Below are 11,488 nucleotides of genomic sequence, written 5' to 3' on the forward strand. Positions count from 1 at the left end.
GAGGGCGCTACCGGAGCATGCGCTCCCGGAGCAGGTCCACCGTGCCGCCGGACAGCTCCAGGCCGTCCACGACGTAGTTGTCGAAGGAGCCGTACACCTCGTCGATGTGGCGGAACGAGGTGTCCAGGTACTCGGCCCGGACCCGGGTCATCGGCACGACCTCCTCCCAGGGCAGGCCGCTGTTCTCGGCCAGCAGCCGCATCCACTTGTCGGTGTTCGCCTGGCGGTCGTTGCTGGCCAGGTAGTCGGTGACCACCGTCTCGCGGTCCACCCCCAGCAGGCCGAGCAGCAGTGCGGCGCCCCAGCCCGTGCGGTCCTTGCCCGCGCTGCAGTGGAAGACGAGGGCGGTCGGGCCCTTGGCCGCCCGTTCGACCAGGTCGCGGTAGCCGGTGAGCGCCTCGGCGTCGGTGACCAGCTCGCGGTAGACGCCGTGCATGAAGCGCTCGGCGGCGCCGTCGGCGAACATGCGCCGGGCGACCTCGGGATCGGTGAGCGCGGCGGAGAAGTTGGCGCCCGCAGCCTCCGGGTTCTGCACGGACACGGCGGTGTACGCGGCGCCCTCGGGCGTGATGTCGGGCAGGCTCTCCCGCTCGTGGGGGGTGCGCAGGTCCACGAGCTGCCGGATGCCCAGACCGTTGTAGACCGCCACCTCCTCCTCGGAGACCGAGTGGAGGGCGTCGGAGCGGTACAGCAGGCCGTGGCGCACCGTACGCCCGGTCGCGGTGCGGAGCCCGCCCAGGTCGCGGAAGTTGGGGACACTGGAGAGGATGAAACCGTCATTCGTCACGTCCGCGACGATACCCACCCGCCCCGGCGTCCCGTCGGCCCGTGCCCGGCTTGCCGGGCGGGGTCACTCCCCGCCGCGCATGGCGGTGATCTCCTCCCCCGCCTCCTTGACGTCCTTGGCGGTGTCCACGCCGCGCCAGAACCCGTCGATCCGGTACGCGGTCAGGCGCCCCTCCGCGGCCAGCTCGGGGAAGGTCGAGGACTCGTGGTCGCCCTTCTCCGGCAGCAGCGGCGTGATGCCCGGCTCGAACAGGTACACGCCGGCGTTGATCCACACCGGCAGCAGCGGGCTCTGGGTGAACCCCTCGATCCGGTCCTGGTCGTCCACGTCCACGATGCCCCAGGTCGTGCGGAACTGGGCGAGGGCGAGGGTGGCCAGGCCGTCCTTGGCCCGGTGGTGGGCGGCCAGCTCGTCCAGCGGGAACCACGTGAGCACGTCGCCGTTGAGCGCGAAGTAGGCGGCGTCCTGGTCGCGCAGGCCGGTCGCGGCGTAGCGCAGGGCGCCGCCGCGCCCCAGCGGCTCGTCCTCGACCAGGAGCGTCACCTCCGGCCCGCCCCGGCGTGCGGCGAGGTGCTCGCGCAGGACCTCTGCCTTGTATCCGCAGGACACCACGACCTGCTCGACGCCGTGGCCGGCCAGCCACTCCAGCTGGTAGTCGATGATGGGCCGTCCGGCCACCTCCACCATCGCCTTGGGGCGGGTGTCGGTGTAGGGCCGCAGCCGGGTGGCCTGCCCACCGGCGAGGATGAGCGCCTGGGTGACGGGGGACGCGGAGGATGAGGGTGCAGCGGTCATGCGTCGGACACTAGCACCACGCCTCCGGGCGCCCCGGAGCGCCCGGAGGCCGTCTCCACGGGCCAACCGGACACGTCGGCGGCGGGGCGCGGGGGACCTGGCCCGGAGGCCGGGCGGCGGGCCGGAGGGGTTCACCGGCCTGCCGCCCGGCGGGGAGGCGTCGCGGCGGAAGGGGCGGGGCCCGAGCCCTCCCGGCCACCGCCGGGGCGCGGTCCGCGGGTGCTCCCGGCGGGCCCGGAACGGTCCGCGGAGCACGGGCTACGTCTGCTGGGTGGCCTCGGCGTAGGCCTTGCGGACGTCCGCGCTCGTGACGAGGGTGAGCTCGACGGCCGTGGCGTCCTCTCCCCTCTCCTGGGACACCCGCAGGTCGCGGTGGGAGCACGCCTTCTCGAACAGGGAGCGCGCGAAGCGCCCGTTGCCCAGGTCGTCGATCCACCCGGCCCCGCACACGTGCCCGAAGATGCTGCGCAGGTCCTCGCGGGCGGTGTCGTCGAAGGTGTCGCCCGTGCGGGCCGCCACCGCCTCGGCGATCTCGGTGAGCTCGTCCGCGCTGTAGGAGGGGAAGCGCACCCGCACGTTGAAGCGGGAGGAGAGGCCGGCGTTGGAGGCCAGGAAGCGCTCCATCTCGGCCGGGTAGCCGGCGAGCACCACCACGAGCCGCGAGCGGTCGTCCTCGGCGCGCTTGAGCAGGGTCTGGATGGCCTCGGCCCCGAACGCGTCCCCGCCGCTGTAGCCGGGGTTGACGAGGGAGTACGCCTCGTCCACGAACAGCACCCCTCCCAGGGCGCGGTCCACCAGACGGTTGGTCTTGACGGCAGTCGCCCCCAGGTGCTCGCCGACCAGGTCCGCCCGCTGGGCCTCGACCACGTCGGCGCGCCCGAGCAGGCCGAGGGCGGAGAACACCCGGCCGAGCACCCGGGCGACCGTGGTCTTGCCCGTGCCGGGCGGCCCCGAGAACACGAAGTGCCGCATGGGCGCCTGGTTGAGCAGGCCCTGCTCCTCGCGGAGCTTGGCCACCCTCAGCTGGGCCACGATGGAGCGGACCTGCTGCTTGACCGGTTCCAGCCCGATCATGGCGTCCAGTTCGGCCAGTGCCTCGTCGATCCCGGGAGCGGCCCCGAACCCCGGCAGGCGTGAGGTCAGCTCGGCATGGGCCGCCTCGACGTCGGCGGCGCGGACCGTGATGAGGTCCTCCGCCTCGGGGCGCGGCGCGGGCGTGTCCCCGTCCACCCCGGTGGTGACCACGCGCACGTCGCGGGCCTGGGCGGCCTTCTCCACCACGGAGCGGGCGAAGCGGCCGTTGCCCAGGTCGTCGACCACCTCCCGCTGGACCACCTGGTCGAATCTTCGCCTGAGGGCGCGCGCCGCGTCGGCCTCGAGGGTGTCGCCGCGCTGGTGGACGAGGGACTCGGCGATGCGGAACAGCTCGTCGGCGGAGTAGCTGGGAAAGCTGATCCGGGTGGCGAAGCGCGAGGCCAGGCCGGGGTTGGAGGCCAGGAAGGCGTCCATCTCCTTCTCGTACCCGGCGAGGACCACGACGAGCTGGTCGCGGTCGTCCTCCGCCCTCTTGAGCAGGGTCTGCACCGCCTCGTTGCCGAACCGGTCCGACTGGCCGTCCCCCTCGTTGACCAGCGAGTACGCCTCGTCGATGAACAGGACGCCGCCGAGGGAGCGGTCGATGAGCTCGTTGGTCTTGATGGCGGTGGCGCCCAGGTACTCCCCCACCAGGTCGGCGCGCTGGGCCTCGACCACCCGGGAGGTGGGCAGCAGGCCGAAGGAGTGGAAGATCGTGGCCAGGGTGCGGGCGACGCTGGTCTTGCCCGTGCCGGGCGGCCCGGAGAAGACCAGGTGGCGCAGCGGGCGCTCGACGGGGAATCCGGCGTCCGCGCGCAGCCGGGCCGCCTCGATGGAGGCCGCGATGCCGCGCACCTGCTGTTTGACCGGGTCGAGGCCGATCATGTCCTCCAGCTCGGCCAGGGCCTGGTCGACGGGGACCGGTTCGTCGTCGGGGGCGCCGCCCCCGGTCGGCCGGGCCGTGCCGGCGCCGGCGTCCGAGCGGCCGCGCAGCGGCTGCGGACGGCCCCTGCGCTCCGGTCCGTCGGCCCGGCGGGGGCGGTCGGAGCGGGACACGGGCATGGACGAGGCCGCCTCCCGCCGGTTGGCCTCGCTCTCCCGGGTGATCTGGCGGGAGGCGGAGAGGCGCCAGAGCAGGCACGCGCCCGCGGCGGCGTACAGCGCGACGACGCCCCAGGACGCGGAGAAGGGGTCGACGACCATCCCCGCCAGGGCCACCGAGAACCCGGCGATCAGCCCCGCGGTGAGGGAGAGCAGGGCGGTGTGCCAGACGGGGAACTCCCTGGCCCGCCCGGCGGCGAGCACGACGAGCAGCGGCAGCGGCAGCACGAGCAGGGTGACGGGTTCGCCGGTGAGGGGGATCTGGAAGAGGGGCACGGTCACCGCCAGCCACACGACGCACACCAGGACGGTGACGAAGGAGTCGAGGGAGCGCATGAGCGCGGCGAACGCCATCAGCAGGACGAGGGTCGTGCCGACCGCCCCCGGGACGGCGAAGCCGGTGACCAGGGCGGTGACGGCGACGACCGTGACGAGGACCAGCGCCGCCACGAGCCTCCTGGGGAGGGGCACGCCGTGGTAGAGCGCGCGCATGCGGTCGAGCCCCGAGGCGCGTCCCGGCTCCGCGGCGGCGGTGGAGCGCATCTCGCGCGTCATCCGTGCCCCTTCCTGCGTGGGGGTCCGTGGGCGGTCGGCTCTCCTGGCCGTGGAGGGAGGGGCCGGTCGGCGTCGGGGGGACCGACGTCCACAGCCAAAGCCTTGCCCCAAGTGGGGCGGATGTCCAGTGCGGGGCGGCGTGTCGTGTGCGGCGGGCCGGACCCGCGGACCCTCGCCGCGGGGTGGTTCCGCCCGGTCGGGCGGTCTCAGAGGAGGGAGATCTGTCCCCCCGGGGCGGGGCGGATCCGGCGCAGGTGCTTCCATCGGGGCAGGTCGTCCAGGTAGGCCCAGCTCATGCGGTGGTGGGGGGTGGGCCCGGACTCGGCGAGCGCGGCCCGGTGCACGGGCGAGGGGTACCCGGCGGCCCTCTCGAACCCGTACCCGGGGTGGTCGGCGGCGAGTTCCGCCATGAGGTCGTCGCGGCAGACCTTGGCCAGGATCGCGGCGGCGGCGACGCTGACGCAGGTGAGGTCGCCCTTGACCTGGGTGCGGACCCTCCAGGGGCGGCCGATGAAGTCGTGGACGCCGTCGAGGACGACGGCGTCCGGGCGCGGCGCGAGGGCGTCCAGGGCCCGGCGGGAGGCCCGGTGGAGGGCCTCGGTCATGCCGCACTCGTCGATCTCCTCGGGCGCGGACCATCCGAAGGCGTGGTCGGCGACCCAGGGCCGGAGCTGCTCGGCGAGCTCCCGGCGGCGTTTGGGGGTGAGGCGCTTGGAGTCGGTCAGCCCGGCGGGCGGTTCCCCCTCGCCCGGGACGGCGGCGCAGACGAGGAGGGGCCCGGCCCAGGCGCCCCGGCCCACCTCGTCCACACCGGCGACCACCCGCGCCCCGAGCGAGCGGAGCTCGTTCTCGACGTCGAACGTGGGGGCGGCGGGCGGCGTGGCTGTCCTGGAAGTCGTCGGCACCCTCCCAGCCTAGGACGGGAGGGGACCCCCTCGTGCCCGTTCCCGGGAGGGGGCGGACAGCGGCAGGGCGGCCGTCGGCGCGGCGGCGACCGCGGAGGGCACGGGGTCCCGCGGGCCGTCGGGAGCTCCCGGGGCGGGGCCGCCGGCGGCGCCGCGTCCTCCCCGGGCGCCTCCCCACCGTGCGGACCGGCGCTCCACCCGCGTGCACGGGCTCGGGCCGGGTCTTCCCTGCTGCCGTGCTCCACCCGCGTGCGCGGGCACGGGGCGGGGCGGTCCCGGGGCGATCGGCTCCGGGGCCGGGGCGGCCCGGTCCGCCTCCGGCGTTCTTTGCACGACTCGCCGTACGTCACAACGAGTCATGAGTGATTACTTTAGGTAGTTTCCGCTTGTGAGGACTGCCGTACCGGGTCGCCCGGGAGGAATGGACATGCAGCGCGCCAAGCCGTACCCCCGGCCGCGGATCCCCCGAGGACGCCTCTACGACGTCGTCGCCGCCCTCACCCGGGTGGGGGTGGGAGGGATGTTCGCCGAGTACGGCCTCGCGCTGCGGGGGCGGGAGGAGGCGGTGGCCGAGCACCTGTCCGCCTCGGGGATGCCCGGGGTGTCCTTCGGCGCGCAGATCGTCCCCGCGCTCCTCGTCTCCCTCTCACTCGCCTTCGCCGTGGGTCTGCTCACATGGCTCACCGGCCCGGTGCTCGCCGGGGCGGCGGTGCTCGGCACCCTCACGGCGGGCTCCCCCGACCTGTCCCCGTTCTCCTCATGGGCCACGACGTCCCTGGTCACAGCGGTGTGCCTGCTGATGGCCGTCAGCGCCGGCCGGTGGTCCTGGGACTATCTCGTCCTGGCTCCGAAGGCGGTCGGGAGGCGCCGGGGACACGACCGCAAACACCCGGTAACACCGAGGAAATCCACCGCCGATTCCCCGCGCCGCCCCGAACACGCGCCGCCACTGCTCTATCCTGTGGGACAGGCCGCGCTACGACGGCCGTATCGCCTGTGACGCGGCCCCGCCCGGCCCCTCTCCATCGTGCCGCGGGCTCGCGTCTCCACACGGATTCGGTGGGGGAGAACGCCATGTCCGCCGCAGCTCCCGGCCCGACCCCTGACGGGTCCGTGGCCAAACTGATCGAGATCGCCGGCAAGCCGACGCTCGGCCAGCGCATGATCAGCTGGGCCTCGCGCCCGCCCGGCCGGCTCTACATCCCCGCCTGCGGAGCGGTCGGCCTCCTCCTGCTGTTCGAGGACAGCGTCCCGGCCGGGCACCTGCCGACGTTCCTCGTCGGCCTGGTCGGCGGGCTCCTGCTCGCAGGGATGGGCGCCCTGCGCCTGGGGATCGCCCTGGCCGTCGCCCGGCCGATGATCCGCCACTACTGGCTCCGCTGGATCTCCGCGCCCCTGATCGCCGCGGCGGCGATCGGCGTGTCCGCGGCCGACCTCCCGCTCCAGGCGCGGATCCAGGCGTCCTCCGAGGACCTGCTGGCCCTGCGGCAGGAGGCGGAGGATCCCACCACCATCCCCCTCAACGGCGAGCAGGTGGGCCTGTACTCGCTGCGCAGCATCTCGGTCTCCGAGGACATCACGCACTTCGCGGTCGAGGGCTCGGGGCTCTTCGGCCCCTCCGGCCTGGCCTACAGCACGGGCGAGGTGCCCGAGGGGGTCTTCGTCCCCGGGCAGGGGTCGAAGATCTACGAGCACGTCTCCGGCGACTGGTACGTGTGGGTCGACCACTGACCCGCTCCATCCGCACCCGCGGCGCCCCGGCGCCCCCGGCTCCCGGGGGCCCGGGGCGCCGTCGTCCCCCGCCCGGGATGTCCGGCTCCGCCCGGCGGTCCGAGGTGTTCCCACCCCGTTCTTTGCCGCCCCCTGTGCCGTTCCAACACTGCTCTCACCCTCACCGTGTACACAGGGGGCATCCCCCCGGAGAGGAGCGCGGCTCCTCCCGTGGCAGCGTCGCCAACACCGAGGAGATGCTTCATGCGCGAGTTCATGCTCACCCTTCACCTGCGTATCCACGATTCCGTCACCGCGCTGCACCGGGCGCACGCCGTCGGCGACGACGACCTGGCCAGCGCGCAGGCGGGCGAGATCCAGGGGCTGGTGGAGATCGCGGCCCGCCACGGGATCGACATCGATGCGGGCTACGCCGACCTCACCCTCGCGGGCTGAGCCCGGACCGCCGCGGCCCCGTCCGGGCCCCGCACGCACGAGGAGGACCCGCGCCCCGGGCGCGGGTCCTCCCCTGCTTCCGCCTCCGTCCCCGGGTTCCCCACCCGGGTCGGCGGTACGGCCGGGGCTAGCCCCGGCGGCCCTGGCCGCCGTAGCCCTCGCCGTTCTCGAACTGCCGGCGCATCGCGCCCTCCTGTCGGCGCTGGTACTCGTCCGCCATCTGCTGCTGGCGCTCCGCCGCGGCGGCGACCGCCCCCTGGGCCGATTCCATCGCCTCTCGCGCGACGTCCGACGACGGGCCCAGCGGCGTGCGCGGGGACCCCGCGCCGTTCAGCACCTGGGGCAGCAGCTGCGCGGTGATCAGCGTCGACAGCGCCGAACCGTCACCGGAGCCCGCCTCGGTCTGCACGACGACCGGGCGCGGGGCCCGCTCGGCCAGGACCGCGCCGACGTCCAGTCGGCGGCGCGCCAGCTCGTACTCCAGCACGGCCCGGTTGTCCCGGTAGGCGGTGGCGAGGCGCTGCTGCGCCTTGGCCTCGTTCTCCGCGGCGACCAGGTCGGCCCGGCCGCGCGTCTCGATCTCGTAGCGCACCCGCTGGGCCTCGGTCACCTGCTCCTCCAGCATCTGCGCCACGTCCTTGCGCGCCTTGTTGAGGGAGGCGTTGACCTCGACGATCTTCGCGTCGCGGGTCTTCTTGGAGCGCTCGATGTCCATCAGCAGGGTGTCGATGCGGCGCTTGCGCGTCAGCTCCCACTCCTGCTCGTAGGCCACCAGCTCCTTGGCGACCCGCTCGCGGGTGGCCAGGTGCTGCTGGTACTGGTTGGGCAGCTGCACGTCGGGGATGTTGCAGCCGGTGATCCGCACACCGTACTTCTCCAGCTGGCCGTTGAGGAGTCGGCGCATGTCCTCGACGTTGGAGCCGCGCAGGTCGTAGGCCGACTCGGTGTTGACCTGGCGGCTGCGCTGGCGGATGGCGTCCTGCACCGCGCTGGACAGGACCAGGTCGAAGTTGCTGGCGCCGATGATCGTCACGAACCGGATCGGGTCGGTGATCTGGAACTTGAGGAAGAACTCGATCGACTTCAGCGGCACGTTCTCGCGTGTGGGGCAGGCCAGGACCGGAGCCGTGTAGGGGATCTCCGTCCGGGTGTCCACCACGAAGTCCACGCGCGACCAGGGGTGCCACAGGTAGTGGCGGCCCGGGCCGATCGGCCGCACGATCGCGCCGTACCTGGTGAGGATGCCGTGGGTGCCCTCCTCGATCTCGATGATCGAGCCGCGCCACCACCACAGCCCGGCGGCGGCGATGCTGAGCACGCCGACGATCAGCGTCGGGACGGACAGGACGCTGTAGGCGACACCGGCCGCGACCCCGCCGACGAAGGCGTTGAGGGTCATCATCAGCGCCGAGCACAGGGCGAAGAAGCCGAACCAGAGCAGGACCGTCCAGCGCAGGCCCCGGTTGTCGCGCGGTATGACGACCGGGACGATCGCGCCCTGGTCGCCGCCGCGCAGCAGGCTTGCCAGGTCGCCCCAGGAGGCGAGGGACTCCTTGATGCTGGAGCCGCTGCCGGCGTTCACGGACTGGCTCATCTACTGACCTCCCTGGTTCGGGCCGGACCCCTGTGGACCGTGCTGCGACCACGGGGGCGGGGGCGGGTGCTCGGGGTCGTGGCGCGGTCCGCCGGAGGGCGCCGGGGCGTCGGACGGTGCGGTGGAGGCGTCCGCCTCCCCGTCCCCCCGGGGCTGCCGGGGCGCCTCGGCGAGGCGCTCGTCGATGGCCTGCTCGGAGACGGACTGGCGGATCTCCTCCACCAGGTCCTCGCCCGGGTCCTCCCCGGCCGGCCGGCCCGCGGCGTCGCCGTCCTCCGCGAGGAGCGCGTCGATCTCCTGCTGGCGCTCGACGATGCGGCCCCGGATGTCGCCCAGCCGGGAGCGGATGGCCTCCATGTCCTCCTGGGAGAACAGGGCGGTGTCGGCCTGGCCGATGATCTCCTGCGCGATACGCAGGTAGTCGACGCTGGCGGCGTCGCCCGAGCCGATCCGCAGGACCTGCGGGAGGCTGTCGGCGACCGACTCCAGCTTGTCCAGGAGGTTCTCCCGGAAGCGGTAGTTGAGGATCTCGGGGGCCTCGGCCGCGCTGACCGCGCGGATGTCCAGGGCCTGCGCCTGGAGGAGCGCGGCGTTGGCGTTGGCCTCGGACTCGGCCTCGACGAAGCGCTGGCGGGCGGTGGCCCGCGCCCTGTTGGTCTCCCGCTCCAGCGCGGTGTCCATCTGCGCCTGGTACTGCGCGATGTCGGCCTGGATCGCGGAGAGGGTCTCGTTGAGGGTCGCGAGCTCCTTGTTCAGGTCGCCCTCGTTCTGCTCCTTGCGCAGCTGGAGCTCGTACTCGAACGTGTAGGCGTCCTTGGCCACGCGGACCATCTCCGGCGCCGCCAGGTCCATCCGGTACTCCTGGTTGGAGGGCTCGGCGTGGGTGATGTTGGCGCTGGTCAGCTCGACGATCCCGCTGAACTGCCGGTTGAGCTGCTCCACGAGGCTCTGCGTGTTGTCGCCGACCATGTCGTAGATCGCCGAGGCCTCCTGCTCGTAGACGAGGCTCCGGGTGGTCTCGCTGATCGCGTTGTTGAGCTTCTCCTGGAAGCCGTTCACCCCGCCCAGCGTGTAGACGAAGTCGGTGGCGTTCTTGATCCTGAACTGCACGAACAGGTCGATGGAGGCCTGCACGCCGCTCTTGGTGGGGGCCGAGCGGATCGGCGCGTTGAAGGGGTACTCCCGGGTGGTGTTGACGATGTAGGAGACGCGCTTCCAGGGGTTGAGGAGCGTGACCCGGCCGGGCTGGTAGATGTTCTCCATCTTGCCGAACCGGGTGACGATCGCCTCGCAGCCCTCCGGCACCATCACCATGCCCTGGCGCCACCACATGAACGCGGCGATCGCGAGGGTGATGATCCAGTAGTGGAGGCCGAAGAACGGGTTGATCAGCGGGTTTCCGCCGGCGATGGCCTGCGGGAGGAGCACGGTGAAGGCGCCGAGGACCCCCAGGACGAGGAGCAGGATCGCGGGGAGCATCGTCACGAGGGTGCGGCCCTTGGGGATCACCATCGTGCAGATGACGTGGACCGGGCCGCCGCTGCCGCGCTCGTAGTAGCTGCGGTTGAGCGCCTCGCCCGCGTTGTTGAGCGAGGTGCTCTTCTGCTCGATCCGGGTGCCCACGGAGTCGCCCTGTTCTCGGGCGGCGACGAAGTCGCGGGGGTCGAGGCCACTGCCCTCGGTGACCTGCGAGGAGGCCTGGTGGAGCGCGTCGGACACGGCCTGGCGCGGATCGCCCCCTTGGGCGACGGCGCCGGCCGCGCCGCGCACGGTCTGCGCGAACGACATAGGCGGGAACTCCTTGGTCAGGGGTCGGGGAACTATCCGCTTCGACGCCGCGTACCGCGGTCCGGTTCCAGGTCGGGACCGGTTCCGTGCGCTGCGAGGCGTTAGGGGACAGCATCAACCCTGTCATGAGCTATGCCCGAAACCCAGCCCTCGTGTCCGGAGTGTGACGGGCGGGCTCTCCTGTCACCTCCCAGGTCAACGCCGCTCCCCTCCCCCGACGCATGCGCGCCGCGTGGCGCGCCCACGGGCGCGGGGATAACGTCGGTCCCGCACGCACCGCGCCGGCTCCGGCCGGGACGAGGGAAGGAAGCACGATGCCAGCAGTGCCCAGCGCCGTTCTCACCACCGCGGGTCTGGTCGGCGGGTACTCGGTGGCCCGCGCCACCGGCAACCGGCCGCTGGGCGGGGCGGTGCTGGCCGGATTCGGCGCCGCGGCGTTCGAGACGTGGCGCCGCAGGTCCGGCGTGGGCACGGCGGTCGCGCTCACCGCGGTGTACGTGGGAGCGTTCGGCCTGGCGCACCCGCTGGCCCGGAAGGTCGGCTCGTGGCCCGCCGTGCTCGGCGTGACCGCCGCCACCGCGGCGGTCGCCGTCGCCGCGGGCGACCGCGACCGCGGCTGAGGCCCCGGCCGCCGCCGGGCCGGAGGGCGGGCCCCTCCGGAACCGCCGCGGGGGCGGGGGCCGTACGGCCCCCCCCCCCGGCGGGCGTGTCCCGGCCCCGCTC

The 11,488-nt window shown here is 73.4% G+C and carries 10 protein-coding genes; 4 read left to right on the plus strand and 6 right to left on the minus strand.

Translation table 11 applies throughout. The features are described 5' to 3' along the window. Positions 1-7 precede the first annotated feature (7 nt). The 4 genes from ABZ234_RS30265 to ABZ234_RS30280 form a co-directional block, all read right to left on the minus strand. Positions 8-805: a tyrosine-protein phosphatase gene (locus ABZ234_RS30265; RefSeq protein ID WP_355014284.1), complete on the minus strand. Its 798-nt coding sequence runs from the start codon at positions 803-805 to the stop codon at positions 8-10. A 45-nt stretch (positions 806-850) separates the two neighbouring features. Next, complete coding sequence (locus ABZ234_RS30270) at positions 851-1,582, minus strand: nucleotidyltransferase family protein (RefSeq protein WP_344182907.1); 732 nt, start codon at positions 1,580-1,582, stop codon at positions 851-853. Between the two features lie 258 nt (positions 1,583-1,840). After that, entirely contained in the window at positions 1,841-4,312 is a 2,472-nt protein-coding gene (locus tag ABZ234_RS30275; RefSeq protein ID WP_352983518.1) for an AAA family ATPase, read from the minus strand. Between the two features lie 206 nt (positions 4,313-4,518). Further along, on the minus strand, positions 4,519-5,217 hold the full coding sequence (locus tag ABZ234_RS30280) for a ribonuclease HII (RefSeq protein ID WP_355014285.1): 699 nt from the start codon (positions 5,215-5,217) through the stop codon (positions 4,519-4,521). Between the two features lie 427 nt (positions 5,218-5,644). Between ABZ234_RS30280 and ABZ234_RS30285 the strand changes: the two genes are divergently transcribed. From ABZ234_RS30285 to ABZ234_RS30295, 3 genes are all read left to right on the plus strand, one after another. Next, a complete protein-coding gene (locus ABZ234_RS30285) occupies positions 5,645-6,217 on the plus strand; it encodes a DoxX family protein (protein WP_267948666.1) in 573 nt (190 codons plus the stop codon). Positions 6,218-6,291: 74 nt separating this feature from the next. Then, entirely contained in the window at positions 6,292-6,948 is a 657-nt protein-coding gene (locus tag ABZ234_RS30290) for a hypothetical protein (RefSeq protein WP_355014286.1), read from the plus strand. 243 nt (positions 6,949-7,191) lie between these two features. After that, complete coding sequence (locus tag ABZ234_RS30295) at positions 7,192-7,383, plus strand: hypothetical protein (protein ID WP_330161659.1); 192 nt, start codon at positions 7,192-7,194, stop codon at positions 7,381-7,383. Between the two features lie 127 nt (positions 7,384-7,510). Here ABZ234_RS30295 and ABZ234_RS30300 read toward each other — a convergent pair whose 3' ends face one another. Together ABZ234_RS30300 and ABZ234_RS30305 are read right to left on the minus strand one after the other, a co-directional pair. Next, a complete protein-coding gene (locus ABZ234_RS30300; protein WP_355014287.1) occupies positions 7,511-8,977 on the minus strand; it encodes an SPFH domain-containing protein in 1,467 nt (488 codons plus the stop codon). Continuing rightward, a complete protein-coding gene (locus ABZ234_RS30305) occupies positions 8,978-10,765 on the minus strand; it encodes an SPFH domain-containing protein (protein ID WP_355014288.1) in 1,788 nt (595 codons plus the stop codon). A 314-nt stretch (positions 10,766-11,079) separates the two neighbouring features. Here ABZ234_RS30305 and ABZ234_RS30310 point away from each other — a divergent pair, with 314 nt between their 5' ends. Further along, positions 11,080-11,385, plus strand: a complete 306-nt coding sequence (locus ABZ234_RS30310; RefSeq protein ID WP_352983522.1) for a hypothetical protein — start codon at positions 11,080-11,082, stop codon at positions 11,383-11,385. Positions 11,386-11,488 lie beyond the last annotated feature (103 nt).

This window comes from Nocardiopsis sp. NPDC006198, from assembly GCF_040613895.1.
Taxonomy (GTDB): Bacteria; Actinomycetota; Actinomycetes; order Streptosporangiales; family Streptosporangiaceae; genus Nocardiopsis; species Nocardiopsis tropica.